General features: G+C 66.2%; 19 protein-coding genes. 10 read left to right on the top strand and 9 right to left on the bottom strand.

All coding sequences use genetic code 11. The annotated features are described in order from the left end of the window. Window positions 1-64: 64 nt before the first annotated feature. From AC3A4Z_RS21455 to rraA, 3 genes are all read right to left on the bottom strand, one after another. Window positions 65-1,504, bottom strand: a complete 1,440-nt coding sequence (locus AC3A4Z_RS21455) for a sugar porter family MFS transporter (protein WP_498714203.1) — start codon at window positions 1,502-1,504, stop codon at window positions 65-67. Between the two features lie 334 nt (window positions 1,505-1,838). Next, on the bottom strand, window positions 1,839-3,491 hold the full coding sequence (locus tag AC3A4Z_RS21450) for a DHA2 family efflux MFS transporter permease subunit (protein WP_493971450.1): 1,653 nt from the start codon (window positions 3,489-3,491) through the stop codon (window positions 1,839-1,841). 111 nt (window positions 3,492-3,602) lie between these two features. After that, on the bottom strand, window positions 3,603-4,103 hold the full coding sequence (gene rraA, locus AC3A4Z_RS21445) for a ribonuclease E activity regulator RraA (protein ID WP_498714199.1): 501 nt from the start codon (window positions 4,101-4,103) through the stop codon (window positions 3,603-3,605). A gap of 121 nt (window positions 4,104-4,224) precedes the next feature. On the opposite strand from rraA, the gene AC3A4Z_RS21440 reads away from it, so the two are divergent. From AC3A4Z_RS21440 to AC3A4Z_RS21415, 6 genes are all read left to right on the top strand, one after another. Then, window positions 4,225-5,511 carry an MFS transporter gene (locus tag AC3A4Z_RS21440; protein WP_498714196.1) on the top strand — a complete coding sequence of 429 codons (1,287 nt, stop codon included), beginning with the start codon at window positions 4,225-4,227 and terminating at the stop codon, window positions 5,509-5,511. A 137-nt stretch (window positions 5,512-5,648) separates the two neighbouring features. Beyond that, window positions 5,649-6,257, top strand: coding sequence for a TetR/AcrR family transcriptional regulator (locus tag AC3A4Z_RS21435; RefSeq protein WP_498714194.1), 609 nt, complete (start codon window positions 5,649-5,651; stop codon window positions 6,255-6,257). 281 nt (window positions 6,258-6,538) lie between these two features. Next, entirely contained in the window at window positions 6,539-7,738 is a 1,200-nt protein-coding gene (locus AC3A4Z_RS21430) for an NAD(P)-dependent malic enzyme (protein WP_498714192.1), read from the top strand. A gap of 98 nt (window positions 7,739-7,836) precedes the next feature. Continuing rightward, on the top strand, window positions 7,837-8,340 hold the full coding sequence (locus tag AC3A4Z_RS21425) for a DUF456 family protein (RefSeq protein WP_493971455.1): 504 nt from the start codon (window positions 7,837-7,839) through the stop codon (window positions 8,338-8,340). 41 nt (window positions 8,341-8,381) lie between these two features. Further along, entirely contained in the window at window positions 8,382-8,756 is a 375-nt protein-coding gene (locus AC3A4Z_RS21420; RefSeq protein WP_498714189.1) for a nuclear transport factor 2 family protein, read from the top strand. A gap of 47 nt (window positions 8,757-8,803) precedes the next feature. After that, window positions 8,804-9,781 carry a hypothetical protein gene (locus AC3A4Z_RS21415; protein ID WP_498714188.1) on the top strand — a complete coding sequence of 326 codons (978 nt, stop codon included), beginning with the start codon at window positions 8,804-8,806 and terminating at the stop codon, window positions 9,779-9,781. Between the two features lie 5 nt (window positions 9,782-9,786). Here the strand turns inward: AC3A4Z_RS21415 and AC3A4Z_RS21410 are convergent, their stop codons facing one another. Then, entirely contained in the window at window positions 9,787-10,425 is a 639-nt protein-coding gene (locus AC3A4Z_RS21410) for a LysE family translocator (RefSeq protein ID WP_498714186.1), read from the bottom strand. A 105-nt stretch (window positions 10,426-10,530) separates the two neighbouring features. On the opposite strand from AC3A4Z_RS21410, the gene AC3A4Z_RS21405 reads away from it, so the two are divergent. Next, the gene (locus AC3A4Z_RS21405; RefSeq protein ID WP_142059766.1) at window positions 10,531-10,986 is read left to right on the top strand and encodes an Lrp/AsnC family transcriptional regulator; all 456 of its coding nucleotides are present in this window, start codon (window positions 10,531-10,533) and stop codon (window positions 10,984-10,986) included. An 18-nt stretch (window positions 10,987-11,004) separates the two neighbouring features. Here the strand turns inward: AC3A4Z_RS21405 and AC3A4Z_RS21400 are convergent, their stop codons facing one another. The 3 genes from AC3A4Z_RS21400 to AC3A4Z_RS21390 all read right to left on the bottom strand — a co-directional run bounded on the left by AC3A4Z_RS21400 (window position 11,005) and on the right by AC3A4Z_RS21390 (window position 13,696). Further along, on the bottom strand, window positions 11,005-11,673 hold the full coding sequence (locus AC3A4Z_RS21400) for a hypothetical protein (protein WP_498714184.1): 669 nt from the start codon (window positions 11,671-11,673) through the stop codon (window positions 11,005-11,007). Next, window positions 11,670-13,151: a WXG100 family type VII secretion target gene (locus AC3A4Z_RS21395; protein ID WP_498714183.1), complete on the bottom strand. Its 1,482-nt coding sequence runs from the start codon at window positions 13,149-13,151 to the stop codon at window positions 11,670-11,672. Before AC3A4Z_RS21395 ends, AC3A4Z_RS21400 begins: the two co-directional genes overlap by 4 nt. A 77-nt stretch (window positions 13,152-13,228) precedes the next feature. Then, window positions 13,229-13,696: an Lrp/AsnC family transcriptional regulator gene (locus AC3A4Z_RS21390; protein WP_498714182.1), complete on the bottom strand. Its 468-nt coding sequence runs from the start codon at window positions 13,694-13,696 to the stop codon at window positions 13,229-13,231. A 334-nt stretch (window positions 13,697-14,030) separates the two neighbouring features. On the opposite strand from AC3A4Z_RS21390, the gene gluQRS reads away from it, so the two are divergent. Genes gluQRS through AC3A4Z_RS21375 form a run of 3 tightly spaced genes read left to right on the top strand, consistent with a single transcriptional unit; the run spans window position 14,031 to window position 15,847 of the window. Beyond that, window positions 14,031-14,918: a tRNA glutamyl-Q(34) synthetase GluQRS gene (gluQRS, locus tag AC3A4Z_RS21385; protein ID WP_498714180.1), complete on the top strand. Its 888-nt coding sequence runs from the start codon at window positions 14,031-14,033 to the stop codon at window positions 14,916-14,918. Between the two features lie 33 nt (window positions 14,919-14,951). Next, a complete protein-coding gene (locus AC3A4Z_RS21380) occupies window positions 14,952-15,167 on the top strand; it encodes an AsnC family protein (protein ID WP_498714178.1) in 216 nt (71 codons plus the stop codon). Between the two features lie 26 nt (window positions 15,168-15,193). Continuing rightward, window positions 15,194-15,847, top strand: a complete 654-nt coding sequence (locus tag AC3A4Z_RS21375; RefSeq protein ID WP_493971463.1) for an HD domain-containing protein — start codon at window positions 15,194-15,196, stop codon at window positions 15,845-15,847. Here the strand turns inward: AC3A4Z_RS21375 and AC3A4Z_RS21370 are convergent. Then, window positions 15,825-17,084, bottom strand: coding sequence for a low temperature requirement protein A (locus tag AC3A4Z_RS21370; RefSeq protein WP_498714175.1), 1,260 nt, complete (start codon window positions 17,082-17,084; stop codon window positions 15,825-15,827). The two genes, AC3A4Z_RS21375 and AC3A4Z_RS21370, sit on opposite strands and share 23 nt — an antisense overlap. A 9-nt stretch (window positions 17,085-17,093) precedes the next feature. Continuing rightward, window positions 17,094-18,410 (bottom strand): ATP-binding protein, encoded by a 1,317-nt coding sequence (locus tag AC3A4Z_RS21365; protein ID WP_050057264.1) that lies wholly within the window; start codon window positions 18,408-18,410, stop codon window positions 17,094-17,096. Window positions 18,411-18,496: the final 86 nt, after the last annotated feature.

Below are 18,496 nucleotides of genomic sequence, written 5' to 3'. Positions count from 1 at the left end.
AACCCTCCGTCACGCCATGTGATGGAGGGTTCGCTGATTGACTGCGGAAGGTGACGGGGCGTTGCTAGGCCTTCTTGGAGCCCTTTGCCACGAACAGCGTCTCCGCCTGCTCCAGTGACATCCCGTTCGTTTCCGGCACCTTGAACATCACAAAGAAGAACGACGCCGCCGCGAACAGTGCGTACATGGCGTACGTGAGCGGCAGGGAACCGGCAGCCATAACCGGGAAGCTCAGTGTGATGGCAAAGTTCGCCACCCACTGCGCGGCGGCCGCCAGGCCCAGTGCGCGGGCGCGGATCCGGGACGGGAAGATCTCGCCCAGGAGAACCCACACCAGCGGGCCCCAGGACGCCCCGAAGCTGACCACAAAAACGTTGGCGGCAACCAGTGCCACCGGACCCCAGGCGCCCGGCAGGGAGATGTCATCGCCGGAACCCACTGCCGAGGAAAACGCCAGCGCCATGGCGCCCAAGGACACGGCCATGCCGACCGAGCCTGCCAGCAGGATGGGCCGGCGGCCGATCCGGTCCACCAGCGCAATGGCCACGAGGGTGACCAGGATGTTCGTGATGGAGGTGGCTACGGAGATGGCGAGCGAGTCCTTTTCCTGGAAGCCCACCGCCTTCCACAGGGTGGTGGAGTAGTAGAAGATCACGTTGATGCCCACGAACTGCTGCAGGACGGACAGGGTGATGCCCACCCAGACCACTGCCTGCAGTCCGAACGCCCTGCCGCGCAGGGAGCCCTTCTGGCCGGCGAGTTTGTCCTCCTCGATGGCTTCGCGGATCTCGCGGATGTGCCGGTCGGTGTCCTCCGCCGGGGCGATCGAATCAAAAACCGTGCGGGCTTCGTCCTCCTTGCCCAGGAACACCAGGAACCGCGGGGATTCGGGCAGGGTGTAGGCAACCCAGCCGTACACCACGGCGGGCACGGCGGCGGCCAGGAACATCCAGCGCCAGGCCTCGATCCCCAGCCAGAAGGACTGGTCGGCGCCGCCGGCGCTGGTGGCGAACAGCGCATCCGAAAGCAGCGCGGCGAAGATACCTGTGGTGATGGCGAGCTGCTGCAGCGATGCCAGCCGGCCACGGACCTTGCGCGGCGAGATCTCGGAAATGTACGCAGGAGCGATCACCGAGGCCAGGCCGATCCCCAGTCCGCCCACCAGGCGCCAGAAGATGAGGTCCCAGACGCTGAAGGCGAAGCCGGTGCCGATGGCGCTGACCAGGAACAGCAGTGCGCCGAGCTTCATGGCCGGAATGCGGCCATAGCGGTCCGCCACTTTGCCGGCCAGGAATGCGCCGGCGGCGCAACCCAGCAGGGCGATGGCGACGGCGAAGCCCGTCACAGCTTCGGACAGTGCGAACTCGTCCTTCATGGCATCCACGGCGCCGTTGACCACGGACGAGTCGAAGCCGAACAGGAATCCGCCCACCGCACCTGCAAGCGCCAGCCAGATCACCCGCCGCGGTATCTGGGCGGTTGTCTGCTCCTGGGCAGTGGGCATGGTTCTCCCTTGGTCTGGGGTTGGGTGGATGCGGTGCGGACGTCGTCGGCTGCGGAACCGGCCAGCAGGCCGGCGCACACGCGGTAAACAGTGTTCCACGCCACCGCGAACTCTTCCAGTCAGCAGCGTTTCAGGGCGGATCGCCTGCAAAACTGAAGAGGACGACGGCGGGCGGGGCGCCGTCGTCCTCGTTCCCTACGCAGGGCCTCACCCGGGGGAGGAACGCCGAAACCCTCCCGCGCGAGAGTGCAGGAGGGTTTCGGTGGAAGCGGCCACAAGTGAGCGGGCGTCCGGGTGGGGCGGCCACAAGTGAGCGGGCGTCCGCGGTGGGCCCTTAGTGCACCGCGGCCGGTTCCTGTGGGGCAGCCTTCGGGTCCGAGAGCTTCTTGTTGGGCAGCGCAAAGCTGATGAGGAACGCGATGCCGGTGAGTACGGCCGCGGTGAGCATCACGGCGTCGATCGCGTAGGCGAAGCCCTCCGTGATGGGGCGGGTCAGGGTGCTGTTGGCGGTGTGGAGCCAGCTGGTGTCGTTGAGGGAATCGTTGGACGCCCCGTTCTGGAAGAACTCGTACAGCTTGGCGTTGGCAGGGTCGGCTGCGACGGCGGGGTCCCGCAGGACGGCCTGGTAGTCCGGGCTGGCCATGGCCGACTTCATGCTGTCCGCGATCCGGCTGGCCGCCAGGCTGAACAGCATCGAGATGAACACAGCGGTGCCCACGGCGCCGCCCATGGAGCGGAAGAACGCGGCAGAGGACGTGCCCACACCCATGTCACGGCGCGGTACGGATACCTGCATGGCCAGCGTGAGCGGCTGCATGCAGAAGCCCAGTCCCATGCCGAAGAACACGGCGATCACACCGGGCACCCACAAGCCAGTGTCCACGCCCAGGGACAGCCCCATCACCACGGCGGCCGCGGTAAGGATGGCCGTGCCCATGATGGGGAAGATCCGGTAGGTGCCGGAGGATGAAATGGTGCGCCCGGCCGTGATGGAGCCGGTGAGGATGCCCACCGTGAAGGTGATCATCATCAGGCCTGCCTCGGTGGGCGTGAGGCCCTTGACCAGCTGCAGGTACATCGGCAGCATGGCGATAGCACCGAACATGCCGATGCCGATGATGAAGTTCAGCAGCGATGACAGCCCGAAAGTTGCATTCCGGAAGAGCCGCAGCGGGATCAGCGCGTAGTCGCCGGCGCGTTTCTCGGCGAGCAGGAACCAGACGATGCCCACCACGCCCAGGCCGTAGCACAGGAACGAGTTCAGGGAGGCCCAGCCCCAGGTGCGGCCCTGCTCGGCCACCAGCAGGAGCGGCACGATGGCCAGGGTGATGGCGGCCGCGCCCCAGTAGTCGATCTTCTGCTTCACGTGCTTGGCCGGCAGGTGCAGGAACAGGAACACCACCGCCAGTGCGGCCAGGCCGATGGGCAGGTTGATAAAGAACACCCAGCGCCAGCCGTCGAAGCCCAGGATGTTGGCAGAACCGGCGAATGCCCCGCCCACTACGGGGCCAAGTACCGAGGAAATGCCGAACACGGACATGAAGTAGCCCTGGTACTTGGCCCGGTCCTTCAGGGACACGATGTCGCCGATGATGGTCAGCGCGAGTGCCAGCAGGCCGCCGGCGCCCAGCCCCTGGACGCCGCGGGCAATGGCGAGTTCGGTCATGGAGTGGACCGACCCCGCGTACAGGGAACCTGCCAGGAAGATAACGATGGCCGTCAGGTACAGCGGGCGGCGGCCGAAGATGTCGCTCAGCTTGCCGTACAGCGGCGTGCTCACCGTGGATGTGATGAGGTACGCGGTGGTGGCCCACGCCTGGAGCGACAGCCCGTCCAGGTCGTTGGCGATGGTGTAGATGGACGTGGACACGATGGTTTGGTCCAGTGAGGCCAGGAACATGCCCAGCATCAGGCCCACCATCACGGTGACGATTTGGCGCTGCGTGAGGGTTTCTCCGGCGGCGCGCGTGGCAGGGGGTTGGGACATGGGTGCTCCAGGGGAAGAATCAGGCTTGATAGTTGCTTTCAGTAACTATCTTACGCGGAGACCTATTCCCTGGAACAGGAAGTTATTTTCTACCTGCAGCGGGGGCGCCCTTCAGCGCTCCACGAGGATCCCGTCCGGGTCGCACCAGATGGTGGCTCCGGGGCGTATGGTCACGCCGTCAATGTCCACTTCCACATCCACCTCGCCGGCTCCCTCTTTGGCGCTCTTGCGCGGGTTGCTGCCCAGGGCTTTGACCCCAAGGTCCAGCGCGGCGATCGCCTCGCGGTCGCGGATTGCCCCATTAATAACGACGCCGGCCCAGCCGTTCGCCACGGCGCTTTCGGCGATCATGTCCCCCATCAATGCCGTGCCCAGCGAGCCGCCGCCGTCCACCACCAGCACGTTCCCGTTCCCCGGCGTGGCCAGGGTGGACTTCACCAGCGCGTTGTCCTGGAAACAGCGGATGGTCCTTACCGCACCGCTGAAGTGCGAGCGGCCGCCCAGGGACTGGAACTGCAGTGACACCGACGCCAGCTCGTCCCCGCGTTCGTCGTAGAGGTCGGCGGTATTAACAGCCGCACCAGCTGTTCCGGGGGTGGTCGCTGCGCTCATATGGTTCTCCTTGATGCTCCGGCTGCCGTCAGTGGTCGCCGCGCGCATCGGACAGCGGCGGCACGGTAAAGCCCACGATAGTCTGATTCCCTAGCCAACCAGCCGTATGGGGGAGAATGCCATGAGCCTGTCCAATACTCCAGCTCCCCCCGATCGCGGCACCGGACCGGACGGCGCTGCGGCGGTGCTTGCGGAGCCCACACGCAAGGTCACTCCCCGGTGGGTCACCGGGCTGGTCCTGGTCAACGTGGGGATCAACGCCGCCTTCTTCGGCCCCATCAATATCTTCATCGGCCAGCAGGCCATCAGCATCGATGAACCCAGCAAGGAAGCGGTCCTTTCCCTTGCCACCGCCTGCGGCGCCGCCGTCTCGCTGGTGGCAAACCCGCTGTCCGGGGCTCTCTCGGACCGCACCACGTCCCGTTTCGGCCGCCGCGCGCCCTGGGTGGCGGCCGGGGCGGTGCTCGCTGCCATCGCGCTTCTTGGGATGTCCGGCGCAACTACCGTGGCGCTGGTGGTGGCCTTCTGGTGCGTGGTCCAGCTCGGGGCGAACGCCGCCTACGCAGCCATTACGGCCGCCGTGCCGGACCGTGTGCCGGTGCTCCAGCGCGGCAAGGTGGGAGGGCTCGCGGCCTTTGGCCAGACGCTGGGTATCCTCACGGGCGCGGTGTTCGGCGCCGTGGTGTCCGGCAACTTCATGGTGGGCTACTGGCTGTGCGCCGCGGCCCTGCTGCTGTCCGTGCTGCCGTACCTGGTGCACCGCGATGACCCGGTGCTGCCCAAGGGCGTCCTGCCCCGGTTGCGGCTGGGTGCCTTCCTCCGGGGGTTCTGGATCAGTCCCCGGCAGTACCCGGATTTTGCCTGGGCCGGGCTGACCCGCTTCCTGGTCAACGTGGGCAACCAGCTCACCATCGTTTACCTGCTCTTTTTCCTGCGCGACATCCTGAAGCATAACGACCCCCCGGCGGGAGTGCTGGTCCTCACCGGCATCTACGCGTTGATGGTGATGATCACCGCCGTGGTGGCGGGCCCCTGGAGCGACCGGGTGGGACGCAGGAAGCCGTTCGTGATCGGATCTTCCGTCATCATTGCCATGGCCGCCCTGATTATGGCCTTCTTCCCGGTCTGGCCCGGGGCCATGGCCGGCGCTGCCGTATTGGGCATCGGCTTCGGGGCCTACGTCGCGGTGGACTACGCCCTGCTGACACAGGTCCTGCCCGCGGCGCTGGACCGGGGCAAGGACATGGGCATCATCAACGTGGCAAACTCCTTGCCCCAGGTGGTGGCGCCTGCACTCGCTTTGCTTGCTGTCACATTGTGGGGCGGCTACCGCTCGCTGTTCCTCGCTGCGGCGGTCATCGGCCTGCTTGGGGCTGTTTTTGTGGTGAAAATCAAGGGCGTCCGCTGAGTTTTCGGGCCGCCGGAAGTAAGGCACCTGACGAATTACCGCACACGGCTGTGCCGTATAGTTGAACCGGATCGCAGGCGGTCCGGGATGGGGACGCTCCTGGCTGCTGCACCGTCAAAACACAACCCGGAATACAGATGCCTGAGACTCTTCCAGACCATCCGCCCATGGCCGCCATGCCCTCAGCCCCGCGTCAGCGGCTGCGCTATTCACGCATCCTGGACAGTGCCGCCGGGTTTGCCCGGAAGGGCCTGGACTCCGTGGACCTGGCCGAGGTCGCGGCCAAGGCGGACGTTCCGCTGGGTACGCTGTACCGCTACTTTCCCACCCCAACGCACCTGATGCTCGCCCTCTACCGGCACCAGCTTGGCGAGCTGCAGGCCGCGGGCAGGAACACCGCAGCCAGGTTCCGGGGCCGCGCCCTGGGCGGCCTGGTGATGGAAATCTTCCACATGCGGGTGATGCAGCCGGCCGTGGAGCAGTGCCTGAGCCGCGGCGTGTACCTTCCGGACCGGGACACCACCACCCTGCTGCGCGAAATCGACGCGCTCGGGGAAAAAGTGGTGGCCACAGCCTGCGGTGACCCCATTGTGGCCAGGGTGCTCCTGCTGACGGTAACTGGTCTGGTCCAGTCCGTCCGGAATCGCCGGCTCTCCCTCTTCGAGGCCGAGGAAGACCTCAAAAAGGCCTGTACAAGGCTCGCACCGGCCACCGAAGGCAGCTACACACTCCATCAGAGCGCGTAACTGGCCTAGACCAATAACCCATTAAATCGGGCTTATTGCCGTGGCGTGGGTCACAATAAGGCCTGCATAAGCGTTTTAGCATCCCTCGGCGGCGTCAAATCGCATCCTGGTGCCCCCTTCCGATGTCTACGATGGGGAACGGAGCAGCAGGGAGCATCCCCGACGCTCCCACGGACCCGCCACCCCTGGGTAATCCGCCGCACCTCTTCCAATGCCTCAGGTCTGTTTGGGCCTGAGCCCCATGTGCCGTGTGACCACGGCGAGCACCAGGAGACAACGACGTGTCCATTGACGCAATTGCAGCCACCGACAACTCCGCAGCCAGCGCGCTGACCGAAGCCGAGATCTTCGACGCCCACCAGGGCGGCAAGCTCTCCATCGCCAGCACGGTCCCGCTGTCCAACAAGCGCGACCTGTCCATCGCCTACACTCCCGGTGTGGCCGAGGTCAGCCGCGCCATCCACGCCAGGCCGGAACTGGCCCGCACCCTGACCTGGGCCGAGCGCCTGGTGGTCGTGGTCAGCGACGGCACCGCCGTCCTGGGCCTGGGCAACATCGGCGCCAGCGCCTCGCTGCCCGTGATGGAGGGCAAGTCCGCCCTGTTCAAGACCTTCGGTGACCTCGACTCCATTCCCCTGGTGCTGAACACCACGGACGTGGACGAAATCGTCGAGACCCTGGTCCGCCTGCGCCCCAGCTTCGGCGCCGTCAACCTCGAGGACATCTCCGCGCCGCGCTGCTTCGAGCTGGAGGAAAAGCTCATCGAGGCGCTGGACTGCCCGGTGATGCACGATGACCAGCACGGCACCGCCGTCGTTGCCCTCGCCGCGCTGACCAACGCTGCCAAGGTGACCGGCCGCGAACTGGACAGCCTGCGGGTGGTGGTCTCCGGCGCAGGCGCCGCGGGCATCGCCGTCGCCGAAATCCTGCTGGCCGCCGGCATCACCGACGTGGTCCTGCTGGACTCCCGCGGCATCATCAACTCCGGCCGCAAGGACCTCGCCGCGGACCCGGCCAGCAAGAAGGCTGACATCGCCGGGCGCAGCAACCCCCGCAGCGTGGAAGGCGGCCCCGCCGAGGCCCTCGCCGGAGCCGACGTCTTCATCGGAGTCTCCTCCTCCAAGCTGGCCGAAGAGCACCTCGCCCTGATGAACCAGGACGCCATCGTCTTCGCGCTCTCCAACCCGGACCCCGAGGTCCTGCCCGAGGTCGCCGTGAAGTACGCCGCCGTCGTGGCCACCGGCCGCAGCGACTTCCCCAACCAGATCAACAACGTGCTGGCCTTCCCGGGCATCTTCCGCGGCGCCCTGGACGCCGGTGCCCGCCGCATCACCCCGGCCATGAAGCTGGCCGCCGCCTACGCCATCGCCGACCTCGCCGCAGAGGACCTCTCCGCGGACTACATCGTGCCCAGCCCGCTGGACCCGCGGGTGGCCCCGGCCGTGACCGCAGCAGTCGCCGCCGCGGTGGAAGCGGAGTAAACACCCTTCCCTTTCAGGAATGTACGACGGCGGTGCCTCCCCTGCGCGGAAGGCACCGCCGTCGGGGGTTGGCGGGCGCCGACCATAGACTGGAAGCCATGAACTCCGAAACCGTGGTGACCATCCTGTGCGGCCTGGCAATCGTCGTCGGCGTGGCGGGCACAGTCATCCCGGTGCTGCCGGGCAGCATCCTGATCGGTGGAAGCCTGCTTGTGTGGGCCATCTGGGGCGGCGCCGGCACTGCAGGCTGGGTGGTGTTCGCGGTTGCCATGGTGTTCGTGGTGGCAGGCATGGCTGCCAGCGCTGTCCTGACCGGGAGGAAGCTCAAGGAGCACGCCATCCCCAGCAGAAGCATCGCAGCTGCGCTCGTAGCCGGAGTCGCGGGAATGTTCATCATCCCGGTGGTGGGACTCTTCGTGGGCTTCGCCGCCGGCCTGCTGCTCAGCGAACTCGCCCGCACCCGGAACCTCGGACGTGCGGCGGCTTCCAGTTGGGCAGCCCTCAAAGCAACGGGTGTGGGTATGCTCGCCGAGTTCGGCCTGGCCTGCCTCGCCGCCAGCACGTGGGTGATCGGGGTGTGGGTGGCGGCCGCCAACGGCTGAGGCGCTTGCGGCCCGTACGCTCAAGGGCGTAGAACGGCAGCATGACGGAGCCTACTTCAGCACGCGAGCACGTACAGGCCTGGATGGAGAAGTACCAGGCGGCGTGGACCACCAACCGGCCAGAGGACATCCGCGCCCTCTTCACCGAAGACGCAGTGTACGAAACACGGCCCAACGATCCGCACGCCTGGAAGGGGCAGGACGGCATCGTCGACGCCTGGCTGGCGGCACGGGATGAACCAGGGGACTGGACGTTCAGCTGGGAGCTGCTGGGCACGGACGCGGACACCGCCTTCGTCCAGGGTGTTACCACCTATTCCGGCGACCGGCCCACGTACGACAACCTCTGGGTGATCCGGCTGGACGGGAACGGCCGGGCCTCTGCTTTCACCGAGTGGTTTATGGAACGCAGCTGAAACTCCCGGTCCCGCGGGCGTCCGGCCGCCACGGCTAGCATGGAGAGATGACCGCCGGGGACACTGCACCGATCTACTGGGACAGACGCGACCTTACGCCGTTCGGCGAGCCCCAGTTGCGTACACCAGTCCACGACCTCGCCGGGGGAGTGGGCGGCCTGCTCACGGGCGTCCTCGGCGGACGCCACCCGGCCCTGCTCACCGTGGACGGGGAGATCCCGCGGCTCAAGCGGATGCTGCCCAAGCCCGCCAAGGCCGTGCACGAGGCCGTCTTCACCAGCCGTGAGCCCGACCGGCTGATCACGCTGGCCCGCGCCTACCCCGGCTGGGCCGGGCTCTGCTACCTCATGTCCGGGCTGCTCGTGTACAAGCACGGCGGCTACCTGCGCGCCTCGGAACTCCTGCAGCGCGGGCTCACCACCAGGAACGAGGACGAAGCGAACCGCTACTCGTCCACGTACCTCACCAGGATCGTCACCCGCATCGAACTCGCCGAGCGCGTGGAGATCCCGGTCCTGTTCAGCGAAGAGTCAGTCTTCCTGGCGCTCGCACACTCGTTCCGCGAGACGGGCCGCACCGAGGCTGCGCTGGACGCCCTGGCCGGGCTGCCGCCGTCGCTCCCCATGGCTCTGGCACGCTGCTCACTGGCGCTGACCCTGGGCCGGAGCCGGACGGTGATCGATTGGACCGAAGGCCTGCTCAATGCTGACGATCTGTCCGCTGCCCTGCTGCTGGTGCGGGCGCGGGCCCTGCGGCGGGAGGGCCGGCTCGAGGCAGCGCACCAGGCGCTCGCGGAGGTCCTGCGCCGGCGCAAAACACACCTGGCCCTGCGCAATGACGCCCTCACTGACCGGGCGCTGCTGGTGCTGGACTCCAGCAGGCGCTCGCTCAACCCCCGCGACTGGGGCCGGCGCCGCCAAGATCCCGTGCCTCAGAAGGAGATCGCCGCGCCGGTGCCCATCCGCAAGGACGAGGAGATGCGCCGGATCTGGGAACAGGACTGGAAGAAGCTCAGCGACGAGTAACGGCCCTAGGCCGCTTCAGGGACCGGCAGCAGCTGTTCGCCGAGCAGTACCGCGCCCAACGCCACCATAATGAGGCCGCTGGCAAGGGTCACCACGCGGGCGGCTCCCGGCCGGCTCTGCAGCAGGGTGCGCGAGAGCAGGGCGACGGTGGTGTAGACCAGGCCTGCGAGCAGCACAAACGTCATGCCGAGCAGGCCGGACTGCACCGGCACGGGAAGGGACGCATCGGCGCTCACGAACTGGGGGACCAGCGCCACGTAGAAGAGCAGTCCCTTGGGGTTGATTCCGCTGGTTCCCATGCCCTGAAGGAACGTCCGGAGCCGGGTGCTGCCCTCGCTGCCGGCACGTGCCGTGAAGCTGGCGCCGCGCCAGGAGCGGAGCGTGCTGATCCCGAGCCACATCAGGTAGGCCGCGCCGGCCAGGGTGATCCAACCCAAGACCCCGGGCATTCCCGTTAGCAGGGCGGCCAGTCCCGCCACCAGCAGCACCGTGTGCAGCACGTAACCGCCGCAGAGCCCGGCGACCGCCGGCACAAAACTCCGCTGCCTGAGCCCGGCCGCAATGGAGTACGCCCAGTCAACGCCGGGCGTGCAGGCGAGGGCGGCAGCCACCAGCACAAAGGCCAAAAACAGCTCGGGGTTCATTCTTTCTCCTGCCACATGGTGCGTCAGGACAAACCCTAGATAGTTTCCGCGCAGAAGTGCTGTCCTTTTTCGCTGCGAAGCAGGCCTGCGCGGTAAGGTTTTTGCGTGATCGACCATATTGACAGAAATATCTTGCGCCACCTCAAAGACGATGGCCGGATGACTGCCACGGCGCTTGCCGCGAAGGTGGGTTTGACGGTGGCGCCGTGCCACCGCCGGCTGCGCGACCTGGAGCAGTCGGGTGTGATCCGCGGCTACCGGGCGGACATTGATCCCTCCGCCGTGGGACTGGGTTTCGAGGCCATTGTGTTTGTCACCCTGCGCCAGGTGGACCGGGCCACTATGGAGGTCTTCGAGAACCGGGTGGCGGAGAACCCGAACGTGGTGGAGGCACAGCGGCTCTTCGGTTCACCCGACTACCTGCTGAAGGTCATCGCCGAGGACCTGCCCGCCTACCAGCGCTTCTACGACGCCGAACTCACGTCGCTGCCCGGGGTGGAGCGGCTGACGTCCACCCTGGTGATGAAGAACCTGAAGTCCAACGCCGGCCCGCCGGTGTAGAGGTCCGCCAGCTGATCGCTACGCTGTTGGACTCACGTGGACGATGATCACCTGGGTTTCCTTCGCGCCGTCGTACCGGAGGTCGTAGCTGACGGCCAGCCCGGTGGAGGTGCCCGGGGCGAGGGAGTAATCACTCTTTCCCTCCGGGTTGGCCTTTCGCGAGGAGATCCAGCGCTCGGCGGAATCGGAATCGATCCCATAGCGCTCCACGCCGTCCCGGATAAGGTCAAAAAGCTCGTCCGGCGAGCCGGTGGTGAGGAAGTACGTGACCTCGCTGAAGTCCTGGCGCTTGGTGGTGGTGTTGAACCGGATACGGTCCGTCTCTCCAGTGACGTCGCCGGACGGCCCGGCAATGGTCAGGCTGATTTTTCCCGAGTCCCGGGTGTTGATTTCGGGGCCGTAGCTGTCCTGCGTGACGCGGACCGTTTCCTTTTCCAGCCGTCCCGAGGTCATGTCCAGCCGGGCGCTTTTGGAGTTCCGGATGTCTGCAACTCCGCTGGCGTCAAGCGTCGAAAATTCGGTGCTGTTCACGGTGCTCCCTGTAGATGAAGTAGTGGCGGAGGTTGGTTCGGCGGACGGGCTGCTGATCTGGCATCCCGCCAGGGCCAGGCTTGCCGCAAGGGCAATGAGTACGACGGCGGCGGGGCCCCGCAGACGGGCGGCAGCACGTTCCGGCGTTGGGGTCACTGGTGGACCTCGGCGTCGAAGCCGTCCAGGAAGCGGTCCATGATTCCGGGGATGTTATTGGTGGGCCGGTACTGTTCCACCCTGTCGTCAAAGTCCGAGGCGATGATCTGTTCAGCGCGGGCAGGATCGGTGGCCAGAAGGTCCTGGTACGCGGGTAGTGTGTCCTGCTGGATGAGTGCCCAGCGCTGGTCGGCGTCGGAGATGTTGCCGGCGGGGAAGCCCGTGGTGAAGTCTGTGCGGAACTGGGTGGGGTTGTCCCAGTTGGTGAAGGGCACGTTTTCCGGTCCGGGGCTCTCCACGGTGAAGGTGTAGGGAAAGACTTCCGGGTAGCTCTTCGCGCCGGGGATCGAGGGCTCGCCGGCCAGGGTCACCAGGTAGGTGACGGCCTCTCCGCCCGGGTGGTTGCGTATGGCGTCGTAGTCATCGGCAATGATCTCGTTCTGTTCGCGATACAGCAGGCTGGTGTTTCCCTCCTGGATCAGTTCGGGATCGCCGGAGTCGATCTGTGCCCAGGCCTTGGCGGTGTCCGCGTTGATAACGCCCGAGTCCCGCAGCCTGTTGATTTCTTCGATGCCGCCGTTCATGTAGGCCTCGTGCTGCCGGGCCTGGTCCAGGAAGATTTCCTTGTTCATGTCCAGCATGCTGGTTTCGTAGAAGCGGATCTCCTGGTCCGTCATCCCCGCGAGCTGTTCGATCTGGTCCAGCATGGGCAGCGGTATGTCCGAGGCGGGGTTGTCGGCGATCTGTTGTGCAAGGTCCCGGAGCATGGCCATATCCCTGAAGCCGCCGGCGAAGGATGGCCCGATCATGTTCGCCATGCCCGCCCACTGCAGGTCCGGATTGGCGAGGTAGGCCTGGCCATAAAAGTCATAGACCTTCTTGATGGTCTCCCAGTTGTACTCGGTCCCCTTGGACGTGTCCCAGTCCGCCAGGTCGATCCCCATCTCCAGCATGGCCTGCTGGTTCCAGTAGGAGCTGAGGAAGTCTGCGTATTCTTCGGAGTCCTTGTCAATCAGGCCTGAATCGGCTGCAGCATCCATGGCGGCCTTGGCGGCGTCAGGGTTGGCCAGCGCCCACTGTTTAAATTCTTCGCCTTGGAGGTATCCGCGGCGTTCCTCAGGCGTCATGGCGTTCAAGATGTCCGTCAGGTCCTGGGCTGTGCCCTGGCCGGCTCCGCCAGTCCCGCCACCGGCCCCGCCGGAGCCGCCGCTGGTGCTGGCCTTTTCCTGCTCGTCCGCATTGGCGAGCAGCGCCTTCGATGCTTCTTCCAACCCTGCCGTTGCGGACCGCAGCAGCTTTTGGTGGGCGGACGTCCACTCGCTCCGGAACCGCTCGCCGTCGTGCCCCCGCCAGGCCGTGGAGCTGATGCTGCTGCCCAGCTGCTGGCCCAGGGCGTTCAGCCGGTTGGCGCCGCCGGCCAGGTCCTTGGCAAGCTGCCGGAGCTGCGCCACATCCGCGCCGTAAAAGTTCCCCGCCATGCTTCCCCCCGTATGGATTCCCGTGCCAGCCTAACCGCCGCCCCGCCCGCGCGCGATGGGGAGAGCGCCCCCGTTCGCTACTCCTGCAGCAGTCCGGTGGTCCGGTAGGGGATGACTTCCCGAAGGAACATGCTGGTGGAGGTCCGTACGATTCCCGGGCACAGCCGGATTTCTTCCGATACCCGGTAGAGGTCGTCCGGGCTGGTGGCCACCACGCGGATCAGAAGGTCGGTATCGCCTGCGGGCGCATGGCATTCGAGGACTTCGGGAATCTTCCGGAGGGCGGCGATGGCCTCGTTGAGATGGCTCTGGTCCAACTCGGCGCTGACCGCAGCCGCCACGCCCCGCCCTAGCGCGGCCGGAAGCACCCTGCTGCTGTTGGGCCGCAGCGCTCCGGAGGCCGCCATCCGCTCCAGCCGGCTCTGCACGGTGCCGCGGGCCAGGCCCAGGCGCTGCGCCAGCACCATGATGGGAACGCGCGGATCCTCGTCCAAGGCATTCAGGATCCGCTTGTCCGTGGCGTCCAGTTGCTGCAATCTGATCATTTCCTGTCGGTTGGAACCTCGGGGCTTGATCAGACTGATCAATCGAGGACCTGCTGGTTGCCCCAACTGTAGGGTGTCTGCTCAAATTGTGGCAACAAGGGCAGAAAGCTACCGCTGATTCCCGCAGGCTACAGGCTCCCCGGCACACCACCCGGCAACTGGACACCGCTTCCCGCAAGGAGGCCGCCGCTGATTGACACTTGTTCACACCACGGTCATTCTGCACCCACTGCAAGAGCCCCTGAGCTACCGACGTTCGGATCCTCCGAAGTCATGTAGCTGAGGGGCTCTTGTGTTTGTCCCTGCAGGCACTCCTCCCGCATAGGCTTGATCCATGACCTCCGCCGGCCGTTTTGCTCCCAGCCCCTCCGGTGAATTGCATGTGGGAAATCTTCGAACCGCCATCTTGGCCTGGTTGTTCGCCCGCTCCACGGGCCGGAAGTTCCTGCTCCGGGTGGAAGACCTGGACCGGGCGCGCTCCGGAGCGGAAGCGGAGCAGCTGCGGGACCTGGCGGCTGTCGGCGTGACGTGGGACGGCGAAGTGGTGCGCCAGACCGCCCGGGGACGCCTGTATTCGGCGGCGATTTCCCGCCTTGAGGCTGCGGGCCTCACCTACGAATGCTTCTGCACCCGCCGGGAAATCCAGGAGGCACCGTCGGCCCCGCACGCGCCGCAGGGCGCTTATCCGGGCACCTGCCGCAACCTTGACCCGGCAGAGCTGGAGTTCAAACGCTCCACCCGGCCCGCGGCCGTGCGGCTCCGGGCCGATGTTTCAGAGTTCAGGGTCCAGGACGTGCTCCATGGAAAATATACGGGCATGGTGGATGATTTTGTGCTCCGCCGGAACGACGGGGTGACTGCCTACAACCTGGCCGTGGTCGTTGATGATGCCGAGCAGGGCATCGACCAGGTGGTCCGCGGTGATGACCTCCTCCCGTCCACGCCGCGGCAGGCATACCTCGCCTCGCTTCTGCATATTCCTGTTCCGGAATATGCGCACGTCCCCCTGGTGGTGAATTCCGACGGCGTCCGGCTGGCAAAGCGCGACGGCGCGGTGACGCTGGCCGACCTGGCGGCCGAAGGCGTGCCTGCCCATGCCGTCCGGGACGGGCTGCTGGAATCGCTTGGGCTCCCGGCCGGAGAACTGGAGCGCGCGCTGGATGCCTTCGACCCGGCCGCCCTGCCACGGGAGCCGTGGGTATGGAACGTCAACTTTCATTGACGCCGTCCCGTCCTGTCAACTAATGTTGACGGCATGGAGGTGGAGCGGATGAAAACGCTGGTGGGATCAATGGACGGCATGGGGCCTGCGGAGGCATTGCATGCCGTGGCGGAATTGCAGAAGGAAGTGAGCCGCACTGAATCGGCCCTCGTCCGCGGCGCGCGGCAGGCTGGACTGTCCTGGGAGGCCATTGCGCTGTGCCTCGGTATCAGCAAACAGGCCGTGCACAAGAAGTATGGCAAGCAGTAGACGTCCGGCCAGCCTAGGCTTGGGACATGTCAGAAGAGCAAATGCCGGACCAGAGTCCTGCGCCCAGGTTCACCGTTGAGACTGCCAAGGTCCTGGCCGAGGTGGCCCACAACCGGCAAAAGGACAAGCTCAAGCGGCCGTACAAGGACCACGTCCTCGCCGTCGGCGACGCCCTTGCCGATTTCGACGACGACATCCGGATTGCCGGGTACCTGCACGACATCGCCGAGGACACACCGATAACACGGCAGGCACTGCTGGACATGGGTGTGTCCGAGCGGGCCGTGGAAATTATCGAACGCGTCACCAACCGGCTGCACGAGAACCCCGACGACTACCAGTCCGGAATCCGCGAGATCGCGGAGCACCATGACGCCGCCCTGGTCAAGATCGCAGACAACGCCCACAACTCGCTGCCGGAGCGCGCCCAGGCGTTGGCGGAGAAGTGGCCGGACAAGCCTCCGGTCACCAAGTACCGCGATGCCCGGCCCGTGCTTTACGCCGCAGTCGAGGTGGAAGAGGTTCGAAAAATCCTCGCCCGGGTTAATCCCTGGTTGCTGGAAGAGCTGGACGACCGGCTGGATGAGGAAGACACCACCGACTACGAGAACCTCTCCTACGAGGGAACGGACGCCGCTGGTACCCCCGAACCTGGCGCTAGGACCGCTGGGGAGCGGTAGTTTCCGCCTCCAGTTTTTCCAGGGCGTGATGGAGCCGCTCCGAGCCGCGGCGCTCATCAATAACAACGGAAGCGGCAAGCGCCAGCACGATCACCAGCAGGCACACCGGGACGGAGACGCCCGCCGCGGCCAGGCCCACTGAAACGGCCAGCGCTGCCAGCAACCCCACCGCGACGGAGATAACGGTCCGGTCCGGACCAAGCATGGCGCTGTAAAGCCACGTGAGCGAGGCCTTGAACAGTGCCACCGGAACGGCAATGGCGGCCACCGCCGCTGCTGCGCTGATGTGCGCCTCGTGGTCGATGTAGTAGGCCGCTACATGCAGGCCCGCCCCGGTGGCGGCGATTGCGGCGAAGATCGGTATATGGCCGTAGCCGAACAGGAATGACCTGTGCCGGCGCAGGTGGAGCGCCCGGCCTGCCGGCAGCAGAAAGTAGATCCACCACATGCCGAAGGCCAGGGCTGTTCCGCCGAAGCCCACCAACGCGGCATCCACGCTCCAGCCGTGGGCCGCCACGATGGCGCGGAGCGTCTCGATGGCACCGATGAGGCATTCGCCCAGGGCAATGATGGCCAGCAGCCCGTACCGCTCGGCGATGTGGTGCGCGTGCCAGGGGGTGCGGGCCTTGCGCTCGGCGGCGTAAGGGGTGGCCATCTCCAGCACGATCAAGGGGACGATCATGAACAGAGTGGTGGGAACGTCGGCCTCGATGAAAAGCACCGCGATCCAGCCGAGCTGGACCACCACCAGGTACTTGGCGTAGCGCAGACACGTGTCGCGTCCGGCCGGATCCTGCCTGGCTGCCCGCAGCCATTGGGCCACCAGCGCCAGCCGCATGATCACGTAGCCGCCCACTATCACCACGTTGTCCACGTGCTTGCCCTCCACCAGTGAGTGGAACATCGGCTCAATGCCCATGGCAAGGATCAGGACTCCCACGATCTGGATCATGGTGACCACGCGGAAAATCCAGTCATCAGTGTCATAGGCGCTGGCGAACCATGTGAAGTTGATCCAGGCCCAGATCACGGCGAACATAGCGAAGGAGAACCCCAGCAGGCCCGGAATGAAGTGCGCTTCGGCAATTTCATGGGCAAACTGGCTGCCGGCCACGCCAAACGCGATCACAAACGTCAGGTCGAAAAAAAGCTCAAGCGGTGTGGCAGCCCGGTGTTTTTCATGCGGGTCGCGGCCGCCCATGCGCGCCATGGCATGGCGGAGGGGGTTTGAGGACATAAGTAAAAGCTACACGCGGCCCAGCGCGTCGATGTCCTCCAGGAAGTCCTGGTGCACTTCGGCGCTGACGGTGGTCCGGGTTTCGGCGATGGCGTCGAGGTAGTCCTGGGTGGAGGGCCCCTTCCGCACCGCCTCCCGGACCGAAACAGTCCCGCCGGAAGCCAGCCCGCCGTCGTCGTACACTGCCTTCTCCAGCGCGCGCTGGGAAGCGCTCCGCGCGGCGTACTCGATGTCGGCGGGGGAGAAGCCCTCGGTGCGTTCCACAAGCAGTTCCACGTCCACGGCGTCCACCACGGGCGCCGGGATGAAGCGCTGCCACATCGCTTCACGGGCCTGCCGGTCCGGCAGCCCGATGGGGATGACGTAGTCGAACCGGCCGTGGCGCAGGAAGGCAGTGTCCAGGGCCCGGATGAAGTTGGTGGCGCACACCAGCAGGCGGCCGGGCTGTTCACGGAAGGCGGGGATGATCTTGAGCAGTTCATTGGTGACGCCCTGCAGCGGCGACGGCGGTTCGCCGGAGCGCTGGGAGGCGATCTCTTCCACCTCGTCGATGAACACCACGGCGTGCTCCAGCTCGGCGATCTCCAGGAAGGTCTCGCGCAGTGCACCGGCGAGGCCCTGCGGGTCCGCGGCGAGCCGGGAGGGGAAGACTTCAACGAAGGGCCATTCCAGGCGGGAGGCGATGGCTTTGGCGAAGGTGGTTTTCCCGGTGCCGGGCGGGCCGAAGAGGACCACGGCGCGCGGCGGTACCACGCCGAATTCATCGGCGAGGTCCGCCTCTGCCAAGGGCAGGACCAGCCGGCGTTCGAGCAGTTCCTTTTCCTTGCGCATGCCGGCAACGTTTTCCCAGAGGTCGCGGGCCAGGACCCGGCCGCCGAGCTGGCCGAGTGCGCCGAGTTCCTGGCGCTGGACGGGGATGGTCCGCTCGAAGTAGCGCAGGTTTTTCTTGAGTGCGAAGCCGCGGCCCAGGAATGCTTCCACCCGGGTTTCGGATTCGGGCATCAGCGCAGACAGTTTGTTGAGCCCGTGCGGGGCCATCCGGTTTTCGACGGCGGCCAGCAGCGAGGTGCCGATGCCGCGGCCGCGGTACTCAGGCAGGGTGGCGAGGAAGACGATCCAGCCCTGGTCGTGCGCGGCGCGGCCCACTGCAGCTCCCACTACCTGGTCGCCCTGCACCGCTACTACGGCATGGTCCTTTTCGCAGGATGCGAGGACTTCGGAAAGGGCGTAGACCGGTTCGACGTTGTGGGACTTGAGGGTCTCCCAGAGGTGCAGGATCCCGTCGAGGTCTGATGAGTGGAAGTCCCTGATCCGCCAGTTAGTCATGCCGTCTCCCGGTCTGTTCGTCGTTGAACGCACGTGGTGCGCGCCGCGGTGATGGGCTGCACAGGAAGCATATGCGATCCACCCCC

This window comes from Arthrobacter sp. Soil_C_49 (assembly GCF_057656635.1).
This window is presented reverse-complemented; position numbering and strand designations above follow the sequence as displayed.